This is a genomic window from Pantoea sp. Taur, assembly GCF_009830025.1.
GTDB classification, from domain to species: Bacteria; Pseudomonadota; Gammaproteobacteria; order Enterobacterales; family Enterobacteriaceae; genus Pantoea; species Pantoea communis.
The window spans coordinates 45,900-65,027 of sequence record NZ_SZZZ01000010.1; the positions used below are offsets into that span (position 1 = coordinate 45,900).

The 19,128-nt window shown below is 53.8% G+C and carries 21 protein-coding genes; 14 read left to right on the forward strand and 7 right to left on the reverse strand.

Annotation, left to right across the window (positions count from 1 at the left end):
- Positions 1-68 precede the first annotated feature (68 nt).
- The 4 genes from nsrR (at position 69) to FD744_RS14705 (ending at position 5,698) form a co-directional block, all read left to right on the forward strand.
- Positions 69-512 (forward strand): nitric oxide-sensing transcriptional repressor NsrR, encoded by a 444-nt coding sequence (gene nsrR, locus FD744_RS14690; protein WP_034829346.1) that lies wholly within the window; start codon positions 69-71, stop codon positions 510-512.
- 16 nt (positions 513-528) lie between these two features.
- Positions 529-2,979 (forward strand): ribonuclease R, encoded by a 2,451-nt coding sequence (gene rnr / locus FD744_RS14695; protein WP_160868578.1) that lies wholly within the window; start codon positions 529-531, stop codon positions 2,977-2,979.
- A 266-nt stretch (positions 2,980-3,245) separates the two neighbouring features.
- Positions 3,246-3,980 carry a 23S rRNA (guanosine(2251)-2'-O)-methyltransferase RlmB gene (gene rlmB / locus FD744_RS14700; protein WP_034829342.1) on the forward strand — a complete coding sequence of 245 codons (735 nt, stop codon included), beginning with the start codon at positions 3,246-3,248 and terminating at the stop codon, positions 3,978-3,980.
- Between the two features lie 89 nt (positions 3,981-4,069).
- Positions 4,070-5,698 (forward strand): isovaleryl-CoA dehydrogenase, encoded by a 1,629-nt coding sequence (locus FD744_RS14705; protein ID WP_160868579.1) that lies wholly within the window; start codon positions 4,070-4,072, stop codon positions 5,696-5,698.
- Here FD744_RS14705 and bsmA read toward each other — a convergent pair.
- Together bsmA and FD744_RS14715 are read right to left on the reverse strand one after the other, a co-directional pair.
- Positions 5,672-5,998 (reverse strand): biofilm peroxide resistance protein BsmA, encoded by a 327-nt coding sequence (gene bsmA, locus FD744_RS14710; protein WP_160868580.1) that lies wholly within the window; start codon positions 5,996-5,998, stop codon positions 5,672-5,674. The genes FD744_RS14705 and bsmA overlap by 27 nt on opposite strands.
- A 55-nt stretch (positions 5,999-6,053) precedes the next feature.
- The gene (locus FD744_RS14715) at positions 6,054-7,985 is read right to left on the reverse strand and encodes a methyl-accepting chemotaxis protein (protein ID WP_160868581.1); all 1,932 of its coding nucleotides are present in this window, start codon (positions 7,983-7,985) and stop codon (positions 6,054-6,056) included.
- Positions 7,986-8,145: 160 nt separating this feature from the next.
- On the opposite strand from FD744_RS14715, the gene yjfP reads away from it, so the two are divergent.
- Entirely contained in the window at positions 8,146-8,895 is a 750-nt protein-coding gene (gene yjfP, locus FD744_RS14720; RefSeq protein ID WP_160868582.1) for an esterase, read from the forward strand.
- Between the two features lie 47 nt (positions 8,896-8,942).
- On the opposite strand, the gene FD744_RS14725 is transcribed toward yjfP, so the two are convergent.
- Positions 8,943-9,149, reverse strand: a complete 207-nt coding sequence (locus FD744_RS14725) for a hypothetical protein (RefSeq protein ID WP_034829327.1) — start codon at positions 9,147-9,149, stop codon at positions 8,943-8,945.
- A 383-nt stretch (positions 9,150-9,532) separates the two neighbouring features.
- On the opposite strand from FD744_RS14725, the gene rpsF reads away from it, so the two are divergent.
- From rpsF to rplI, 4 genes are read left to right on the forward strand one after another with little or no spacing between them, the layout of a single operon-like run.
- Positions 9,533-9,928 carry a 30S ribosomal protein S6 gene (gene rpsF, locus FD744_RS14730; protein ID WP_034829324.1) on the forward strand — a complete coding sequence of 132 codons (396 nt, stop codon included), beginning with the start codon at positions 9,533-9,535 and terminating at the stop codon, positions 9,926-9,928.
- 6 nt (positions 9,929-9,934) lie between these two features.
- Positions 9,935-10,252, forward strand: a complete 318-nt coding sequence (gene priB, locus FD744_RS14735) for a primosomal replication protein N (protein WP_034829319.1) — start codon at positions 9,935-9,937, stop codon at positions 10,250-10,252.
- A gap of 4 nt (positions 10,253-10,256) precedes the next feature.
- Positions 10,257-10,484 carry a 30S ribosomal protein S18 gene (rpsR, locus tag FD744_RS14740; protein ID WP_002210155.1) on the forward strand — a complete coding sequence of 76 codons (228 nt, stop codon included), beginning with the start codon at positions 10,257-10,259 and terminating at the stop codon, positions 10,482-10,484.
- A 39-nt stretch (positions 10,485-10,523) separates the two neighbouring features.
- A complete protein-coding gene (gene rplI, locus FD744_RS14745) occupies positions 10,524-10,973 on the forward strand; it encodes a 50S ribosomal protein L9 (protein WP_034829315.1) in 450 nt (149 codons plus the stop codon).
- Positions 10,974-11,031: 58 nt separating this feature from the next.
- Here rplI and FD744_RS14750 read toward each other — a convergent pair whose 3' ends face one another.
- Positions 11,032-11,688: a LysM-like peptidoglycan-binding domain-containing protein gene (locus tag FD744_RS14750; protein ID WP_160868583.1), complete on the reverse strand. Its 657-nt coding sequence runs from the start codon at positions 11,686-11,688 to the stop codon at positions 11,032-11,034.
- 214 nt (positions 11,689-11,902) lie between these two features.
- Here FD744_RS14750 and fklB point away from each other — a divergent pair, with 214 nt between their 5' ends.
- The 3 genes from fklB (at position 11,903) to FD744_RS14765 (ending at position 13,199) form a co-directional block, all read left to right on the forward strand.
- Positions 11,903-12,523 carry an FKBP-type peptidyl-prolyl cis-trans isomerase gene (fklB, locus tag FD744_RS14755; RefSeq protein WP_038644441.1) on the forward strand — a complete coding sequence of 207 codons (621 nt, stop codon included), beginning with the start codon at positions 11,903-11,905 and terminating at the stop codon, positions 12,521-12,523.
- 121 nt (positions 12,524-12,644) lie between these two features.
- Positions 12,645-12,893 (forward strand): type II toxin-antitoxin system Phd/YefM family antitoxin, encoded by a 249-nt coding sequence (locus FD744_RS14760; RefSeq protein WP_038644444.1) that lies wholly within the window; start codon positions 12,645-12,647, stop codon positions 12,891-12,893.
- Positions 12,894-13,199: a type II toxin-antitoxin system RelE/ParE family toxin gene (locus FD744_RS14765; RefSeq protein ID WP_100703288.1), complete on the forward strand. Its 306-nt coding sequence runs from the start codon at positions 12,894-12,896 to the stop codon at positions 13,197-13,199.
- Between the two features lie 2 nt (positions 13,200-13,201).
- Here the strand turns inward: FD744_RS14765 and FD744_RS14770 are convergent, their stop codons facing one another.
- Positions 13,202-15,148 carry a bifunctional 2',3'-cyclic-nucleotide 2'-phosphodiesterase/3'-nucleotidase gene (locus FD744_RS14770; protein WP_160868584.1) on the reverse strand — a complete coding sequence of 649 codons (1,947 nt, stop codon included), beginning with the start codon at positions 15,146-15,148 and terminating at the stop codon, positions 13,202-13,204.
- Between the two features lie 293 nt (positions 15,149-15,441).
- Here FD744_RS14770 and cysQ point away from each other — a divergent pair, with 293 nt between their 5' ends.
- Positions 15,442-16,188 (forward strand): 3'(2'),5'-bisphosphate nucleotidase CysQ, encoded by a 747-nt coding sequence (gene cysQ, locus FD744_RS14775; protein ID WP_160868585.1) that lies wholly within the window; start codon positions 15,442-15,444, stop codon positions 16,186-16,188.
- 157 nt (positions 16,189-16,345) lie between these two features.
- Here cysQ and FD744_RS14780 read toward each other — a convergent pair whose 3' ends face one another.
- Positions 16,346-16,900: a YtfJ family protein gene (locus FD744_RS14780; protein WP_160868586.1), complete on the reverse strand. Its 555-nt coding sequence runs from the start codon at positions 16,898-16,900 to the stop codon at positions 16,346-16,348.
- 313 nt (positions 16,901-17,213) lie between these two features.
- On the opposite strand from FD744_RS14780, the gene FD744_RS14785 reads away from it, so the two are divergent.
- Positions 17,214-17,420, forward strand: a complete 207-nt coding sequence (locus FD744_RS14785; RefSeq protein ID WP_031280153.1) for a DUF1107 domain-containing protein — start codon at positions 17,214-17,216, stop codon at positions 17,418-17,420.
- Positions 17,421-17,506: 86 nt separating this feature from the next.
- Here FD744_RS14785 and FD744_RS14790 read toward each other — a convergent pair whose 3' ends face one another.
- Positions 17,507-18,844 carry a hemolysin family protein gene (locus FD744_RS14790; protein ID WP_034829259.1) on the reverse strand — a complete coding sequence of 446 codons (1,338 nt, stop codon included), beginning with the start codon at positions 18,842-18,844 and terminating at the stop codon, positions 17,507-17,509.
- Positions 18,845-19,128: the final 284 nt, after the last annotated feature.

The following is a 19,128-nucleotide window of genomic DNA, read 5'->3' on the forward strand; positions in this document are numbered from 1 at the left end:
ATCATCATACTTAAATACCACGCCGACCGGCGCATAACCCTAACGCCCGATGATTCACCGAGGTATATGTGCAGCTAACGAGTTTCACCGATTATGGTCTGCGTGCGCTGATTTACATGGCGACGTTGCCGGAAGGTAAGCAGACCAACATTACCGAAGTCACCGATACCTACGGGGTGTCGCGTAACCATATGGTTAAAATCATCAACCAACTCAGCCGGGCTGGCTTTGTCGCCGCGACACGCGGTAAAAACGGCGGAATTCGTTTAGGCATGGACCCGGAAAAAATCGTCATTGGTCAGGTAGTGAGAAAAATGGAGCCTTTGCAGCTGGTGAACTGTGAGGAGTGTGCCATCACACCGGCCTGTCGTCTGCGCAAGGCGCTGCACGATGCGGTCCAGTTATTCCTCAAAGAGCTGGATAACTATACGTTGGCCGATCTGGTCAAAGATAACGATTCACTGTACCAAATTTTATTGTCCGAACCGCCGGTGGCAATCCAAATTAAATGACATCGGAGGAACCGTAATGTCAAAAGATCCTTACCAGGATAGAGAAGCAGAAAAGTACGACAACCCCATTCCAAGCCGCGAATTTATTCTGGCGCTGTTAGAAAAGCGTGAGAAACCCATCAATCGTGATGAAATTGCCCAGGAATTGAATATCACCAGCGAAGAGCAGCTTGAAGCGCTGCGCCGTCGTCTGCGCGCCATGGAGCGTGACGGTCAGCTGGTGTTTACCCGTCGTCAATGTTACGCCCTGCCAGAACGCCTCGACTTACTGCGCGGTAAAGTGATTGGTCACCGTGATGGCTATGGCTTCCTGCGCGTCGAAGGCCAGAAAGATGATTTCTATCTGTCTGCTGAGCAGATGAAATTCTGCCTGCACGGTGATGTGATTCTGGCACAGCCAGGCAGCGCGGATCGAAAAGGTCGTCGCGAGGCACGCGTGGTGCGCGTGCTGGAACCCCGTAACAGCCAGATCGTTGGCCGTTACTTTACCGATGCCGGTACTGGATTTGTGGTGCCGGATGACAGCCGCCTGAGCTTCGACATCCTGATTCCGCAGGAAGAAACCCAGGGCGCGCGCATGGGCTCGGTGGTGGTAGTAGAGATCGTCCAGCGCTCAACCCGTCGCACCAAAGCCATCGGTAAGGTCACCGAGATTCTCGGCGATAATATGGGCACCGGTCTTGCGGTCGATATGGCGCTGCGCACCCACGAGATCCCACATACCTGGCCGGAAGAAGTTGAGAAAGAGATCTCGAAACTGAAAGAGCAGGTGCCAGAGGAGGCAAAAAAAGGCCGCGTCGATCTGCGTGAATTACCGCTCGTTACCATTGATGGTGAAGATGCGCGTGACTTTGACGATGCCGTCTACTGTGAGAAAAAGCGCGGTGGTGGCTGGCGTCTATGGGTGGCGATTGCTGACGTCAGTTATTACGTGCGCCCAGGCACAGCGTTAGATAACGAAGCGCATCAACGCGGCACCTCGGTCTACTTCCCATCGCAAGTGGTGCCGATGCTGCCGGAGATCCTCTCCAATGGACTGTGCTCGCTGAATCCGCAGGTTGATCGCCTCTGCATGGTATGCGAGATGACCATCTCTTCCAGCGGCAAGCTCACCGGCTATAAGCACTACGAGGCGGTGATGAACTCCCATGCGCGTCTGACCTACACCAAGGTGTGGAACATTCTGCAGGGCGATACCGAGCTGCGTGAGCAGTATGCAGCACAGGTTAAACACCTTGAAGAGCTGCATCACATGTATCAGGAGCTGGAAACCGCACGTGAGCAGCGTGGCGGCATCTCCTTCGAAACGGAAGAGGCCAAATTTATCTTCAATGCGGAGCGTCGTATTGATCGCGTTGAACGTACCGTGCGTAACGATGCGCACAAGCTGATCGAAGAGTGCATGATTCTCGCCAACATCGCCTCGGCGCGTTATGTTGAGAAGCATCAGGAACCGTCACTGTTCCGCGATCACGATCGTCCAACCGAAGATAGCATCAAAAGCTTCCGCACCGTATTGAACGAGCTGGGCTTGAGCCTGCCAGGAGGCGCGAAACCGCAGCCTGTCGACTATGCCGAATTGCTCAAGCAAGTAGCCGATCGCCCCGATGCAGAAATGCTGCAAACCATGTTGCTGCGATCAATGAAGCAAGCGGTGTACGATCCTGAAAACCGTGGTCACTTTGGCCTGGCGTTGCAGTCCTATGCGCACTTCACCTCACCGATTCGCCGTTACCCTGATCTGCTGTTGCACCGCGCGATCAAATACCTGCTGGCGAAAGAGCAGGGCACGCTGAAAGGTAATACCACGCCAAACGGCGGCTATCACTACGATATGCAGCAAATGTTGCAGCTCGGTCAGCACTGTTCGATGACCGAACGCCGTGCTGATGAAGCCACGCGTGATGTCGCGGACTGGCTGAAATGTGACTTCATGCAGGATCAGGTTGGCAACGTGTTTAGCGGCGTGATCTCCAGCGTGACCGGTTTTGGCTTCTTTGTGCGTCTCAACGATCTGTTTATCGATGGCCTGGTGCACGTCTCTTCGCTGGACAACGATTACTACCGTTTCGATCCAATTGGTCAGCGTCTGATTGGCGAATCTGGTGGCCGTACTTATCGTTTAGGCGATACGGTGGAAGTGCGTGTGGAAGCGGTGCACATGGATGAGCGCAAAATCGACTTTGCGCTCATCTCCAGCAAGCGCGTACCGCGCGGCGAGGGTAAAACCGAGCGCGAACGTGAGAAGCGCGGTGGCAAGCCGCCGGCAAGACGTCGTCGTGATGCGGGTAAAAAGGGCACCTTCGAGCCAGATTCAGCGTTCCGCAGCGAGAAGAAGCAGCATGCGCCTGCTGAAAAATCGGCTAAAACTGAGAAAAAAGGCAAAAAAGTCTCTGAGAAAACCCGTAAAATCGCCGCCGCCACCAAGGCCAAGCGCGGGTCGAAGAAGAAACCTAACGAAGCTTGAGGGTTGGCTCGCGAAGCCTGAAGACCTGATCGCACTTTGAAGCTGGGGTCGCCTTAAACGGCGCCCCAAAGTTAGGCCAGCGTGCTGTGATGGCGCCCGCACGACAGATCATGGATAAGTGCGTAGTGATGGCGACATTAAGTTAGTTCAGCGTGTTGTGACGACGAGCGTACGTTAAATCAGCGCGTTTTGTAGGGTGCGCAGTTATGTGCATCGAAATTAATACTCAAATTTTCAAATCGATACATCCAACCTTGAGCAAACAAATGAGTGAAATAATTTTTGGTATTCATGCCGTGCAGGCGCTGCTGGAACGTGATCCTCAGCGTTTCCAGGAAGTCTTTATTCTCAAAGGCCGTGACGATCGTCGCCTGCAGCCGCTGATTGCCGCACTGGAAGCTCAGGGAATTGTGGTTCAGGTGGCTAACCGCCAATGGCTCGACAGCCAGGTGGAAGGCGGTGTGCATCAGGGTATCGTGGCACGCGTTAAACAGGGTAAAAACTATCAGGAAGGCGATCTGCCGGATCTGCTGCAAAGCCTGGAAAAACCGTTCCTGCTGGTACTGGATGGCGTTACCGATCCGCATAATCTCGGTGCCTGCCTGCGTAGCGCCGATGCTGCGGGCGTGCATGCCGTCATCGTGCCGAAAGATCGTGCCGCCCCGCTGAATGCCACCGCGAAAAAAGTCGCCAGTGGTGCAGCAGAGAACGTGCCATTGATTCGCGTCACCAACCTGGCACGTACCCTGCGTTTACTGCAGGAGTACAACATCTGGGTGGTTGGCACCGCAGGTGAAGCCGATCACACCGTTTACCAGAGCAAAATGACTGGCCCGATGGCGCTGGTGATGGGCGCGGAAGGCGAAGGCATGCGTCGTCTGACCCGTGAACACTGTGATGAGCTGATCAGCATCCCAATGGCGGGCAGCGTCTCTTCACTGAACGTCTCTGTCGCCACCGGCGTCTGCCTGTTCGAAGCGGTACGTCAGCGTTTGGCGTGATCCCCACCGCAAAAGTGTTTCTGAGCCAGGCATAACTGCACATCCCCCTCATACTTGAACCATGCGTTTTATGAGGGAGATGCCACATTATGACCTGGACAACCCACAGCGTTTTCAATCAGCCCCATCCTCTCAGTAACAGCAATTTATTCACCCGCGATATTGCTTTGTGCGAGGCAGTGGCACGTGAGGGTGCTGGCTGGGACCGCGAATGGCTGGCCTCTGTCGGATTGCAACTGGGCAGCGCCGAATCGCTGGAGTTAGGCCGGCTGGCGAATACCCAACCGCCTGAGCTGCAGCGCTACGACGCACGCGGTGGACGGCTGGACGAGGTGCGCTTTCACCCGGCATGGCATCTGCTAATGCAGGGATTATGTGCCAGCCGCTTGCACAACCTCAGCTGGCAGCCCGATGTTCAGCCTAATGCGATGGTAGCGCGTGCCGCGCGCTTTATTTTGCATGCGCAAGTCGAAGCGGGTTCGCTCTGCCCGGTGACCATGACCCACGCCGCCATTCCGCTACTGCAAAACCATCTGCCGGAAGCCTACGCGGATTGGCGCGAGGCGCTGCTGAGCGATCGCTACGATGCGCATCACCAGCCGGGCAACAAAAAGCGCGGCCTGTTGATTGGCATGGGTATGACCGAGAAACAGGGCGGAACCGATGTGCTCAGCAACAGCACGCGCGCGGAACCGATTGGTGTGCACGGCACAGGCGAACCTTATCGCATCACCGGTCACAAATGGTTTTTCTCTGTGCCGCAAAGCGATGCGCATCTCATTCTGGCGCAGACTTCGCAAGGGCTGAGCTGTTTCTTTCTGCCGCGTCTACTGCCTGATGGCACGCGCAACGCGATTCGCATCGAGCGCCTGAAGGACAAGCTCGGCAACCGCTCTAATGCCAGCGCCGAAGTGGAATTCCAGGATGCGATTGGCTGGTTGATGGGCGAAGAGGGCGATGGCGTGCGGCTGATCCTGAAAATGGGCGGTATGACGCGCTTTGATTGCGCCTTGGGCAGCCATGGCTTAATGCGCCGCGCCTTGTCGATTGCCCTGCATCACGCGCAGCAGCGCCAGGTGATGGGCAAAAACCTTAGCGATCAGCCATTAATGCGCACCGTGCTGGCGCAGCAGGCTCTGCAACTGGAAGGGCAAACCGCGCTGCTGATGCGATTAGCGCGCGCATGGTCCACGCCCGCCAGCGAGCACGAGCGTTTGTACGCGCGACTGTTCACCCCCGCCGCCAAGTTTGGCATCTGCAAAGCGGGCATGCCGTTTGTGGCAGAATCGATGGAAGTGCTGGGCGGCATCGGCTACTGCGAAGAGAGTGAACTGCCGCGTCTGTACCGTGAGATGCCGGTTAATAGCATCTGGGAGGGTTCTGGCAACGTGATGTGCCTCGACGTGCTGCGCGTGCTGGGTCGCCAGGCGGACGTCATGACCATGCTCAACGATGAATTTGAAGCGGTAAAAGGCAGCAATCGCCACTTTGATCGTCGCTGGCGCCAGTTAAGGCTGCAGCTCAACCATGTGCGGGAAGGTATGGCACGTGAGGTGACGCAGGAACTGTTACAACTGGCGAGCGCGGCGATTCTGTTAAAAGTGGCAGAACCGCCGTTGGCTGATGGCTGGTGCGATCAACACCTGGATATGCGGGGGCGACGTTCGTTGAGTGACGACCTCTGCACGCGCTTACTGTTGCGCGCCAGCGCTGGCTGAAGGCGCACCATAGAGAATCGCAGTACCGTACCAAAAACCGGGCAGCGTGGTTTCATCCAGCATCAGGATTTGATAGTAAACCGCGCCCGCCTGATTCGCGCGTGCGGCCAGTGCGCGCTCGGCATCATCCGGTGAACCACGGGTAGAGACCGTAATATTGCCCAGCTTGCGCAAGCCATAGCTTTGCGCGCGGCTGATTTCCTGCGCGTGGCTGGTGGGCGGCGGTGGGGCTTCCGGCGTGGTTTTAAACGCAGCACATCCGGTTAGTAATAGGCTCAACACCAGTAAAAAGCGATGCATAACACGCTCCTGAAAAGGAAGATGGCTCCAGTTTAGGCCATCTTCCCCGTTCACATCAGTCTTTCAAATGAAAAACACTCACTAGCTGCGTCAAATGATGACCTTGCTGGCTTAGCGTCTGCGCGGTGGTTTCCGATTGGGTGATCATATCGCTGCTTTGATGCGTTGCCTGGCCAATGTGATTCATTGCCAGATTCACCTGACCAATGCCCGCTGCCTGCTCTTGCGCAGCAATATTGATCTCGCCCATCAGCGTTTTCACCTGCTCAATATGGCTGACGATATGCTGCATCGCATCACGCGTTTGCTCCGACAGCGTATGCCCAGCCGCCACTTTATCGATGGAAGTGGCGATCAAGTTATCGATCTCTTTAGCCGCATTGGCACTGCGCTGCGCCAGCGCACGGACTTCCGCTGCCACCACGGCAAAGCCTTTGCCGTGCTCACCGGCACGCGCCGCTTCCACCGCCGCGTTAAGTGCCAGAATATTGGTCTGGAAAGCGATCGATTCAATCACATGGGTGATATCAGCAATGCTCTGTGAAGCCACGCGGATCTCCGCCATAGTTTCGACCGAGCGTGCCACCGTACTGCCGCCATGATTGACGGTGCTGGCCGCTTCACCGACCAGCGCCATCGCCTGGCGGACGTTGGCCGCGGTTTGCGCCACGGTGGCACCAAACTGCTCCATGCTGGCAGAGGTCTCTTCCACGCTACTAGCCTGACGATTGATCTGTTCGCTAATGCTGGAGCTGCTGGCGGCGATAGTGTCAGTGCCACGACTGATATCGCGTGCCGCATAGCGAACCTGACTCACCACTTTTTCCAGCCCATCGCCGATACCGTTAATCGCCGCGACCAGTTGGCCAACTTCATCACGGCGGGTGGAATCCAGATGCGCCTGCAAATTACCGGCCGCATACTGCTCCGCCAGATGAATCACCTGCTGCAACGGGCGCGTAATGGCGCGTCGGCTATACCAGATAAAGCCCACGGCGAAAGCGATGACCAGGGCAAGCCCAATCACGATAAACAGGTTACGGCTCTGGGTTATCGGGGCCAGCAGGCTGGCACGACTCACTTCTCCGGCAATAATCCAGTTCCAGCCCGGCAGTTGCTGCCACGCCAATAACTTAGTCTCGCCATCGAGCTCAATACTCATTAACCCTTTTGGCTGGGTTAACAGTTGCTGCTGGACGGTCTGATCCCAACGCGGCAATTTGCCTTCTGATTGACGATCAAACAGATACTGTCCCTGCGTGCTGCCGGTGGCACCGTTCAACACAAAGAAGTTGCCACTGTCGCCGAGATGGCGCGCCAGCACTTTGTCACGCATCAGGGCGTATTGCGTATCGATCTGTACGCCAACGAACAGAATAGCGATCACCGCGCCGCTCTCATCCTGCACCGGCTGATACTGGGTGATATAACGATGGCCAAACAGCGTGGCCAGTCCGCGATAAACTTCGCCCTGATTGACGCTGCGCCATGCCGCGCTGCTGCGATCTAGTTTGGTGCCAATGGCACGATTGCCATCCTCTTTTTTCAGCGAGGTAGCAATACGGACATAGTCTTCACCGTCACGCACAAAGATGGTCGACACCGCACCGGTGCGATCGAGAAAATCATCCACCGCGATTTGATCGAGGTTGAGGGTTTTCAGCCCGGCGCGCAGCGTAGGCGTGCTGAATTCGCCGACCTGAATGCGATCGTTCTCATCACGACTAAAGCGCTTGGGCAGGAAGCTCTGGAAAAGTTTGGTGTAGTTCGCCACTTCTTCAGACAACGTGGCGTTAAACATGGTGGCCATTTCATTAATGCCTAGCACCTGATTCTGCATATCGTCAGTCGCCAGCTGCTCTAGTTGACGGGCCGCGTTATGACTCAGGGTTAGGGTCAGGGTAAACAGCACAATCGCCACGCTTAAAGACGTCAATACAGACAGTTTAATGCCGAGACCCATGGCGCTGAGAGAGAGACGCTTCATAAAGTACCTATTTCAAGACTATTGGAGGGGTACAAGATCAACGGCAAATGCGGCAAAAGGTTTAGTACAGAAATTATTCTGATTAAATGTGAAGTCGCTCGCGTTTTGCCGCTTCGCGCTTACACTGTGACGGGTGATAATCATTCTCAACGGAGGCGGTATGATTGAGTTGGCAACGGAAAACCTGGCAGGCATCGAGTGTATTCATGCGGCACCCGCCGGGCAGCGGCAGGCACGTTTACCCACCATCCTGTTTTATCACGGCTTTACCTCATCCAAAGAAGTGTACAGCTACTTTGCGGTGGCGCTGGCGCAGGCTGGGTTTCGCGTCGTGATGCCGGATGCCGACATGCACGGCGCGCGCTACAACGGCGATACCGAAGCGCGTATGACGCACTTCTGGGAGATCCTCAAACAGAACATCGACGAAGTGCCACAGTTAGAAGCGGCGCTGCGTGAGAAAGATTTGATTGCCGATGAGCGCTTCGCGGTGGCTGGTGCTTCGATGGGCGGTATGACGGCGTTGGGTGCGATGGTGCGCTATCCGCAGATTCATAGCGTCGCTTGTATGATGGGCTCCGGTTACTTTATGCAGCTCAGCCATACGCTGTTCCCACCGCTGGTGGCGCGCACGCCAGAGCAGAAAGAGGCCTTCGCTGCTCGCATCGCGCCGCTGGCACCTTACGACCCCAGCCAGCAACTGGATAAGCTGGCCAATCGCCCGCTGCTGTTATGGCACGGTGAAGCCGATGAAGTGGTGCCGTTCGCTGAAACCGTCCGGCTGGAGAAAGCGCTGCGTGAAGCCGCGTTGAACGAAAAAATGACCTACCTGTCGGAAAAGCAAATCGGCCACAAAATCACGCCTTCAGCCCTGACTGCACTGGTGAGTTTTTTCAAACATCAGCTGTAGAAACAACTCGGGCTGGCAAAGTGAGCCAGCCCGTTACGTCATCCGATTTACAGTTGTGAAGACAGACGATCTGCTGCACTGGTATTCGCACTGACTGGGTTACTGCCAGGCGCATCCAGCCGGTTGACATAGACATAGCCTGAAGCCGCATTGCTGCTGTTACTTCTCATCTGCTGCGCGTAGTCAGCGGAGCTGGCGAAAGCGGGTGGAGACAGGAAGAGACCCAGTAAAGTGGCGAAAATGATGGTTTTCATATTCGACTCCTCACTCTAGGGATTGCACTCTCAGACGCCGCGAATAAGCCAAACCGTTGCGCCTGTAAATAGTTTAGTTCTTCGCCACATTGATGCCAGATCGCCCTGTTGAACGCCTCCATCAGCAATTTTGAACAAACCTTCGCTAACCTGCTGAATCTTAATCCTTAGCACAAAAGGTGCGCTTAACTGGCATGACCCAAGTGATTTGATGAATTGTGCGCTTGAGTTTCCAGGGGGACGCCAGTATGATTACGCGTCAATTTTTCAGCTGCATTCAGAGGTGTGTTTCATTTAAATGATTCACAACCTATAACGTTCCTTGCTTCCATGGGCCGCAGCTGACCCCGACAGGAGGCTGAATAATCCGTAAGGAGCTATCGATGCGTCATTACGAAATCGTATTTATGGTCCATCCTGACCAGAGCGAACAGGTTCCAGGTATGATCGAGCGTTACACTGGTGCTATCACCGGTGCACAGGGCACGATTCACCGTCTGGAAGACTGGGGCCGCCGTCAGCTGGCTTACCCAATCAACAAACTGCACAAAGCTCACTATGTTCTGCTGAACGTAGAAGCACCGCAGGAAGTGATTGACGAGCTGGAAACTAACTTCCGCTTCAACGACGCCGTTATCCGCAGCATGGTTATGCGCGTTAAGCACGCGGTAACTGAAGCATCTCCGATGGTTAAAGCGAAAGATGAGCGTCGTGATCGTCGCGAAGACTTCGCTAACGAATCATCAGATGACTCAGATGCTGGGGATTCTGAAGAGTAATCCGACATGACGGCAAATCGACTGCGCCTGTCAGGCACTGTGTGCAAGACGCCAGTTCGAAAAGTCAGTCCGTCAGGGATTCCTCACTGCCAGTTCGTGCTTGAGCACCGTTCTGTGCAGGAGGAAGCCGGTTTTCACCGGCAAGCCTGGTGTCAGATGCCGGTGATTATCAGCGGCAGCACCCATCAGGTGATTACTCAACATATAACGGTCGGTACGCAACTCGTTCTCGAAGGTTTCATTAGCTGCCATCAGGCACGCAATGGTCAGAGCAGAATGGTGTTACATGCCGAGCAGATTGAATTGATAGATTCTGGAGACTAGCCAAATGGCACGTTATTTCCGTCGTCGCAAATTCTGCCGTTTCACCGCGGAAGGCGTTGTAGAGATTGATTACAAAGATATCGCTACACTGAAAAACTACATTACCGAAAGCGGTAAAATTGTCCCGAGCCGTATCACCGGTACTCGTGCAAAATACCAGCGTCAGCTCGCTCGTTGCATCAAGCGCGCTCGCTACCTGTCCCTGCTGCCATACACTGATCGTCATCAGTAATTGGTAGTTGTCCATTAACGACTTTAAGAGGATAAGGTAATGCAAGTTATTCTGCTTGATAAAGTAGCAAACCTGGGCAGCCTGGGTGATCAGGTTAACGTTAAAGCGGGCTACGCTCGTAACTTCCTGGTTCCACAGGGCAAAGCTGTTCCTGCTACCAAGAAAAACGTTGAGTTCTTCGAAGCGCGTCGCGCTGAACTGGAAGCCAAACTGGCTGACGTTCTGGCTGCTGCTAACGCACGTGCAGAGAAAATCAACGCACTGGGCACCGTTACCATCGCGTCTAAATCAGGCGACGAAGGTAAACTGTTCGGTTCAATCGGTACCCGCGACATCGCTGATGCAGTGACTGCAGCTGGCGTTGAAGTGGCTAAGAGCGAAGTGCGTCTGCCAAACGGCGTTCTGCGTTCTACCGGTGAGCACGAAGTTGACTTCCAGGTTCACAGCGAAGTATTCGCTAAACTAGTTGTGAATGTAGTGGCTGAGTAATTTTTTACTCGGTAACGCGAAAACGCCGGCCATGTGCCGGCGTTTTTGTATCTGCGATTTACTGAGCGCGGATAAAGCTGCCGTCTGGCTGGCGAGTAAATAACACCGGGCCGTTGCTGCCATCCACCGTTAATCCTGTCACCACGCCTTGCGCGTTCTGACGAACTTTCACCTGCTGGCCATTCTTCAATGCGCTAAGCGGCTGATCGTCACCCTCGACGCGTGCCATCGCGAACACATCATTCACCGGCAGATTATTGTCGCGGAACAACTGTGCCAGCGTCTGACCTGATGCCACCGTGTAGTTGTGCCACTCACCCTGAGAATCGGTTTTCGGTTGGGTGTTCTGCGGCTGCTTGTTGTCGTAAATCTCCGCCTGCAACGGCACCTCTTTGCTGCTGTTATCTGCCGGGCGCTCAATCGGATATTGCGGCGTACTGCTTGGCCACAGAAACGCTAATAGCAGAACCAGCAAGGCAATCACAATGCCACGGCGATGGAAGGCCGGTAGCGGGTTCATCCAGCGCACATCATCCAGTAGATGCCAGACGCGCAGCATCACGGCGGGAACGCGGGAAGGGGTATCAGAAGCCATTCGTGAATCCTCCTCGCTGGCGGCCTTGCGCGGAAATTGCGGCAGCCAACGTTGCAACCTCGATAAAGTAAAAGCACGCGGTGCGCGCGTCCTGCGGCGTCGTGGGGCAATCTGGCCCATGTATTCTCTCTTTCTTAGCGCTGTACGACGAAAACGTTGCCACAGCTATAGTATGGGCAATGCGGGCGCGAAGTGCCTGCCAGCATTGAAAAATTTGACCTGCGTATTGTTTCTCTTTCGCTGAGAAATGTCATCTGCGGCGCTGCAGATTTTACGCCAGCCGCCTGCGCTGTTATGCTGCCGTTTCTATTTTCTCCGGGATTAAGGAATCAAGATGACCACCCCTTCATTCGACAGCGTCGAATCACAAGCAAGTTACGGTATCGGTTTACAGGTCGGCCAGCAGCTGCAGGAATCTGGACTGCAGGGTCTGCAGCCGGAAGCACTACTCGCAGGTCTGCGCGATGCGCTGGAAGGGAACTCACCGGCTGTGCCTGTTGATGTGGTACATCGCGCGCTGCGTGAAGTGCACGAACGTGCAGAAGGCGTTCGCCGTGAGCGTGTGGAAGCCATGGCGGCTGAAGGCCATAAATTCCTGGAGCAGAATGCGCAGCGTGAAGGCGTGAGCAGCACGGAATCTGGTCTGCAGTTCAGCGTCATCGCTCAAGGCGATGGCCCAATCCCATCACGTCAGGATCGTGTCCGTGTACACTACACAGGCAAACTGATCGACGGTACGGTATTTGATAGCTCAGTGGCACGTGGCGAACCGGCTGAATTCCCGGTAAGCGGCGTTATTGCTGGCTGGATTGAAGCGCTGACCCTGATGCCAGTCGGTTCTAAGTGGGAATTAGTGATTCCACAAAACCTTGCCTACGGCGAACGCGGTGCTGGCGCATCCATCCCGCCATTCAGCACCCTGGTGTTCGAAGTCGAGCTGCTGGAAATTCTGTAAGCATTCAGCAATTCATTAAAACCGGCGTAAATGCCGGTTTTTTTGTTTGTAAATCTGGCTGATCTTTACCCGATTGGCTAATACAATGAGGGAATCGAACGATTTAAGCGGAAGGTGCGAAATGTATCTACTGTCTGCCAACGAAGCTAAAACGCAATTTGGGGATATGCTTCTCAAAGCTCAGCGTGAACCGGTACAAATCAGTCGGAACGGAAAACCTGTCGCTGTTGTCATATCTGCTGAAGAGTTTCAGGCAATTGAACTCATGAAGCAGCAGTTTTTGCAGGAAAAAATTGCCCGAGCCAGGGAAGACGTTGCCAACGGACGACTGACCGACGGTGAAACATTTTTCAATCAACTACTGGATTAAATGGCCAAATTTCAGCTCACGGATGAAGCGCGGCAGGATCTTGTCGATATTCGTCAGTTCACCTTGCAGCACTGGGGCGAAGCGCAATCTCATCAATACTTGAGACGTTTGCAGCGCACATTGCACACGCTGTCTGAACTACCGACGATGGGGATCAGCAGAGCGTCCGATCTCGCCGAAGGTGTTCTCAGCTTTCCCTTTGTGAGTCATATGATTTATTACCAGACAATCCAACAGGGAATTATTGTGCTCGCGGTGATGCATCAAAGCCGGGTGCCATCTATTCATTTGGCAGCCCGGCTATAGCCTTACTGCTTCTGCAAATCCACCCGCCAAATCGCAAAACCGATCTCGTCACTGCCCACGGCTTTCATCGGATAATCAGCGTACTTCTCAATAAACTGCGTGGCTTTCTCGCCCGGTGCCGTTTCAAAGCGAATATCCAGCGGCGTATCACTGTGAATCGGCGCTAAACGCCAGTTATGATCGGCCTGCGGTTTCACGTCGCCGTGTACTTTGGTTTCGCTGCTGATATAAGCCGCGACCACCGAACGGTTCTCATCTGGTGAAGCAAACGCCACGTATTTATCGCCGGTGCCGGCAAACTTCCCGCCGTAAGCACGATAGTTGTTGGTGGCGACGAGGAATACCGCATTAGGGTCGATGGGCTTACCCTGCCATGTCAGATCCTTAATGCGTGAAGCGTCTTTGTTAATCAACGTACATTCGCCGTCATAGCGTGCAGGCTGCGTCACATCGATTTGGTAATCGACGCCATCAATCACGTCGAAGTTATAGGTGCGGAAATCCCAGTTAATTAGCGCTTGCGGTTTACTGCTGTGGGGATCGATCTGATTAAACTGCGCGGCTGAGCATTCCAGCCACTCCTTCACCTGCGCACCGGTGACTTTCATCACCACCAGGGTATTCGGATAAAGATACAGGTCGGCGGCATTGCGGAAGGTCAGTTCACCTTTCTCTACTTCGGTGTAGCTGGCGGGATCGTTTTTACGGCCACCTGCTTTAAACGGTGCGGCAGCGGAAAGCACTGGCAGGCGACCAAGATCGGGATCGCCCTGAATAAAGTGCTCAACATAGGCGCGCTGCGCATTATTGACGATCTGCACAGTGGGATCGTCCTGCACCAACGACAGATAGCTGTACATCACATCGGCGGATTTACCGATCGGCTTAGCAACAAACTCACGCGTGGCACGGTGATCCTGCTCCAGCACTTTCACCAGACCGCTGTCTTCTGCGGCCAGTGATTTTTTAGCAACCGGATCGTAAATGGGCCGCGCTTCAGCCTTGCCCTGCGTGACCTGCCACTTGCCGCCTTCATTATTTAGCACCAGATCGACCACGCCGAGGTGATCGCCCCACATGCCAGGCATCACCGAAGGAACACCGTTTAACGTGCCTTGTGCAATATCAGCTCCTTTAATGGCGGCAAACTCTTTGCTCGGGAACACCGCATGCGCGTGACCAAACATAATAGCGTTGATGCCCGGCACCTGGCTGAGGTAGTAGACGGAATTCTCTGCCATGGCGTGATAAGGCTCACTGCTTAGACCTGAGTGCGGAATGGCGATGATTATTTCAGCACCTTTTGCGCGCATTTCCGGCACATAGCGCTTCGCTGTTTCCGTGATGTCATCAACGCGCACTTTGCCCTGCAGATTGTTGCGATCCCACACCATAATCTGCGGTGGAACGAAGCCGATGTAGCCAATTTTTAAGCGATGCGGGTTACCGCTGCGGTCGGTAACGGTGGTTTCTTTGATGAGATAGGGGTTAAACAGCGGTTTTCCGCTTTTTTCATCGATAATGTTGGCATTCACATAGGGAAAGCGTGCCCCGGCAATCGCTTTCTGCAGATAGGGTAAGCCGTAATTGAATTCGTGATTGCCTAAGTTGCCTACTGCGTAATCCAGCGTGTTCATCGCTTTATATACCGGATGCACATCGCCTTTTTTCAGCCCCTTAGCGGCCATGTAATCGCCCAGCGGGCTGCCCTGAATGATGTCGCCGTTATCGACCAGCACACTGTTTTTTGCTTCTGCGCGTGCCTGTTGAATCAGTGTGGCGGTGCGCACCAGGCCAAATTTCTCAGTTGGTGTGTCTTTGTAGTAATCGAAATCCATCATATTACTGTGCAGATCGGTGGTTTCCAGAATGCGCAGATCCACTGTAGCGGCTTGCACCGTGGCCGCCGTCACACACAGCGCCAGTAACGACATGCTCGCTTTGAACATGAGTTGCTCCTTGTCTGATCTAATGGGCCTCTCAAAATAATGTAAAACAATGACGAATTATCATTTCAATTTGTGATGTGTCTCAGACTTTCACGCATCAGCAGGCTTCGCTGTCCGCTAAAAAGGGATTCAGTATCACGCCATAGCCGCCAACCTTGAACTATGGTATTGATAATCATATAGATTGCCGTTTCAGACAGTTCAGCCGCAAAGCATGGGAACACAACTGCTAAAATGTGTAGAGGTGAGCTGTTGATGTCTGACAGGCAGAATCAGCGGAAAAGAGGTGAATAATGTTAGATAAAATTAGCCAACTGGCGCGTGAAGCAGGCGATGCGATTATGCATGTCTATGCGGGTGAGCAGCCGATGGATGTGACGCGCAAGTCAGATGATTCGCCGGTCACGGCTGCCGATCTCGCGGCGCACAAAGTCATCGTGGAAGGGTTGGCCGCGCTCTCCCCAGAAGTGCCGGTGTTATCAGAGGAAGATCCGCCGAGCTGGGCTGTGCGCCAGAACTGGAAAAAATATTGGCTGGTGGATCCGCTGGATGGCACCAAAGAGTTCATCAAGCGCAACGGTGAATTCACTGTCAATATTGCCCTGATTGAAAACGGCAAACCGGTGTTAGGTGTGGTCTATGCGCCCGCGTTGGGTGTGATGTATTCGGCCGCTGAAGGCAAAGCCTGGAAAGAAGAGGGCGGCCATAAAACGCAGATTCAGGCGCGCGAGGCGCGTCCACTGCTGGTGGTTGTCAGCCGTTCGCATGCAGATAAAGATGAAGAGCTGAAAGAGTATCTGACGCAGTTAGGCGAACATCAAACCACGGCAATTGGCTCTTCACTGAAATTCTGTCTGGTGGCGGAAGGTAAAGCGCAGCTCTATCCGCGTTTTGGGCCAACCAACATTTGGGATACCGGAGCAGGTCACGCGGTGGCGATTGCGGCGGGAGCCCACGTGCATGACTGGCAGGGTAAAACTCTCGACTACACGCCGCGCGAATCCTTCCTGAATCCGGGTTTCCGCGTCTCGCTGTTTTAGTTCCTGACGCGCACCTTGCGAAAGCAGTCTGTGTTTTCGTTGCTCATTCCGGGATGAACAGAGAAATTCGCAGCCTGTGTTTTCGCTATTCATTCCGGGATGAATATAGAACACAAGCCGGGCAACACAGGGTCGCCATTAATGGCGACCTCCGTTTTTACTGCAACAACTCACGAATCAACGTCATCGCCTGCTGCACTTCATCCTGCGTAAGTGCACCCTCTTTGGCATATCGCACATGTCCGGTCTTATCCAGCACCACAATAGTTGAACCGCCTTTCTCCAGCTGCCAGACCTTACGCACGTTGCCGTTGCTGTCGACGATAAATTGCGACCACGGATATTGCTGCTTGTTGCTATCAATACTGCTGCGCACAAACATCCCCGTGCCGGGAATCGCATCGTCGGTGTTCACAATGGTGGTCGTCTGGTAACGGTCATGCGGGAATTTCGCCGCTTTGATCGCTTCAATCAGCGCGGCATTCTGTTCTTTGGCCGAAGAACGCCCGGCAATATGTAAGATGACACGCACTTTTCCACTCAGCTGCGCGCTATTCCACGGTTGGTAGCTAAACTTATCTTGTTGATAAAGCAGTTCGCCTCTGTCGCTCACGCCCACTGGCGGAACACGATCGCCGATCTTAAAAGCATGGGCTGAGACAAGGCTGGGAACCAGCAGTGCCAGGGCTAACACAGAGTGTGCCAAACGCATGGTGATACTCCTTAGTGATCCGACCAGTTATTCATGTTTTTGCAATATTAGGTGTGGATGATGCGCCTGTCGCGATGAGTTAACAGCTTTGCAACCCACGCCACAATTCCTTAATGAGTGAAGGTTTATACTGGGTTTTGTGAACGGCATAACAGAGTGTTCTGTAATAATGTGTCAATTCAGTAAAAAATTCACCTTTTCGGAACATACGTAACGATTGGTGTTCTATAGTTATGCCTCATTTGCGCTTCATGGGTTCGTACCGGATTTGGCAACGACGAAGCGTAGTACATCTGTTCAGGAGTTAGGCAGTATGAAAATCTTCCAGCGCTATAATCCGCTGCAAATTGCGAAATACGTAAAAACGCTTTTTAAAGGAAGGTTGTATATCAAGGATGTTGGCGCGTTTGAGTTCGATAAAGGCAAAGTGATGTTGCCCCGCGTCAAAGATAAACAGCACCTTAGCGTGATGTCCGAGATCAACCGCCAGGTCCTGCGTTTGCAAGCCGAGTACAACTAAGCAGTAAAAAGAAAGGGCGCCATGCAATTAGGCGCCCTCAGTAGCGGCGCGAGAAATCGCGCCTTGTTTTTTTCTGCCGCCCGGTACTATGGCGACTCCAGCTCATCAGTCGCGCTCTTCGTCACACTCAGCACCGGCGGACGATCGTCAATACGCGTCACCAGCAGCTGATCGATGCGATAACTGTCGATATCTACTACTTCAAACTTGTAACCTGAGAACTTGACGAAATCGGTACGTTTCGGGATTTTGCGCAGCATGTACATCATAAAACCACCAATGGTTTCATAGTTGCCGGACTGTGGGAAATCATCGATATCCAGCACGCGCATCACGTCATCAATCGGTGTGCCGCCTTCAACCAGCCATGAGTTCTCATCACGCGCCACAATCTGCTCTTCCTGACCCTGGCCAACCAAATCACCCATCAGCGTGGTCATCACGTCGTTGAGGGTAATGATCCCCACCACCAGCGCGTATTCGTTCATGATTACCGCGAAGTCTTCGCCCGCGGTTTTAAAGCTTTCCAGCGCTTCAGAGAGCGTTAATGTGTCCGGCACAATCAGCGCAGAGCGAATCTGCACGCCGCTGCTCAGGGTTAGGCTCTGATTGCCCAGCACGCGCAGCAGCAGCTCTTTGGAATCGACATAACCGACGATATGATCGATGTCGCCATCACATACCAGAAATTTAGAGTGCGGATGCTGGGCGATTTTGGTTTTGAGGCTGTTTTCATCTTCGTGCAGATCAAACCACACCACGTTCTCGCGTGACGTCATCGAAGACGGCACGGTACGCGATTCCAGCTCAAACACGTTTTCGATCAGTTCGTGTTCCTGCTTACGCAGCACCCCAGCCAGTGCACCGGCTTCCACCACCGCGTAAATATCGTCGGAGGTGATGTCGTCTTTACGCACCATCGGCAGCTTGAAGATGCGGAAAAACACGTTGGCCAGCCCGTTAAACAGCCACACCAGCGGACGCATCACCAGCAAGCAGAAGCGCATCGGATTGATGATGCGCAGCGCCACCGCTTCCGGCGCGATCATCCCCACACGCTTCGGCGTTAAATCGGCAAACAAAATAAACAGGCTGGTGACCACGGTGAAGGAACAGATAAAGCTGAGCTGATCGGCCAGTTCAGGGGCCATAAAGCGGCTAAATAAACTGCTGAAGGCGGGGGAAAACGCGGCATCGCCGACAATACCACCGAGGATGGCCACGGCATTGAGGCCAATCTGCACCACGGTGAAGAACATGCCAGGCTGTTCCTGCATTTTCAGCACGCGCTGCGCATTGATGTTGCCTTCATCGGCCAGCAGTTTAAGTTTGATCTTACGGGCAGCCGCCAGCGAGATCTCAGAAAGAGAAAAGAATGAACTGATCACAATCAGTAAAAGAATGACAAGTAAGCTATCGAGCATAAAAGATCCGTTGGGTTAATCACTTGTCATTTTTGGCCTGGGCAGCGCAGGAGAACATCCAGTATTCGCCTGTCATACAGGGCTATCCGTGCCAAAAATGTCTGCGCCATTTCGACAAGGAACGTTAACGTCGGGGCAGAAAGGAAAGCAGGTCATGCCTGCTGGGTGCTGATTATAGCAGCAGCGCTTATGCCGCCGCCAGAGGCGCGCACAAGGAGGTCGGAATAATCCGAGTGCGCGACGCACAGTCGCAGAAGTGCGGCTTCGGTGTTGTATCGCCACCC

Coding starts and splice junctions, on each gene's coding strand:
- rplI (WP_034829315.1), top strand. CDS start 10,524: ATGCAAGTTATTCTGCTTGATAAAGTAGCAAACCTGGGCAGCCTGGGT.
- cysQ (WP_160868585.1), top strand. CDS start 15,442: ATGTTAGATAAAATTAGCCAACTGGCGCGTGAAGCAGGCGATGCGATT.
- rnr (WP_160868578.1), top strand. CDS start 529: ATGTCAAAAGATCCTTACCAGGATAGAGAAGCAGAAAAGTACGACAAC.
- FD744_RS14705 (WP_160868579.1), top strand. CDS start 4,070: ATGACCTGGACAACCCACAGCGTTTTCAATCAGCCCCATCCTCTCAGT.
- priB (WP_034829319.1), top strand. CDS start 9,935: ATGACGGCAAATCGACTGCGCCTGTCAGGCACTGTGTGCAAGACGCCA.
- bsmA (WP_160868580.1), bottom strand. CDS start 5,998: ATGCATCGCTTTTTACTGGTGTTGAGCCTATTACTAACCGGATGTGCT.
- FD744_RS14770 (WP_160868584.1), bottom strand. CDS start 15,148: ATGTTCAAAGCGAGCATGTCGTTACTGGCGCTGTGTGTGACGGCGGCC.
- FD744_RS14750 (WP_160868583.1), bottom strand. CDS start 11,688: ATGGGCCAGATTGCCCCACGACGCCGCAGGACGCGCGCACCGCGTGCT.
- rpsF (WP_034829324.1), top strand. CDS start 9,533: ATGCGTCATTACGAAATCGTATTTATGGTCCATCCTGACCAGAGCGAA.
- FD744_RS14765 (WP_100703288.1), top strand. CDS start 12,894: ATGGCCAAATTTCAGCTCACGGATGAAGCGCGGCAGGATCTTGTCGAT.
- rlmB (WP_034829342.1), top strand. CDS start 3,246: ATGAGTGAAATAATTTTTGGTATTCATGCCGTGCAGGCGCTGCTGGAA.
- FD744_RS14780 (WP_160868586.1), bottom strand. CDS start 16,900: ATGCGTTTGGCACACTCTGTGTTAGCCCTGGCACTGCTGGTTCCCAGC.
- rpsR (WP_002210155.1), top strand. CDS start 10,257: ATGGCACGTTATTTCCGTCGTCGCAAATTCTGCCGTTTCACCGCGGAA.
- FD744_RS14790 (WP_034829259.1), bottom strand. CDS start 18,844: ATGCTCGATAGCTTACTTGTCATTCTTTTACTGATTGTGATCAGTTCA.
- FD744_RS14785 (WP_031280153.1), top strand. CDS start 17,214: ATGAAAATCTTCCAGCGCTATAATCCGCTGCAAATTGCGAAATACGTA.
- FD744_RS14760 (WP_038644444.1), top strand. CDS start 12,645: ATGTATCTACTGTCTGCCAACGAAGCTAAAACGCAATTTGGGGATATG.
- yjfP (WP_160868582.1), top strand. CDS start 8,146: ATGATTGAGTTGGCAACGGAAAACCTGGCAGGCATCGAGTGTATTCAT.
- fklB (WP_038644441.1), top strand. CDS start 11,903: ATGACCACCCCTTCATTCGACAGCGTCGAATCACAAGCAAGTTACGGT.
- FD744_RS14715 (WP_160868581.1), bottom strand. CDS start 7,985: ATGAAGCGTCTCTCTCTCAGCGCCATGGGTCTCGGCATTAAACTGTCT.
- FD744_RS14725 (WP_034829327.1), bottom strand. CDS start 9,149: ATGAAAACCATCATTTTCGCCACTTTACTGGGTCTCTTCCTGTCTCCA.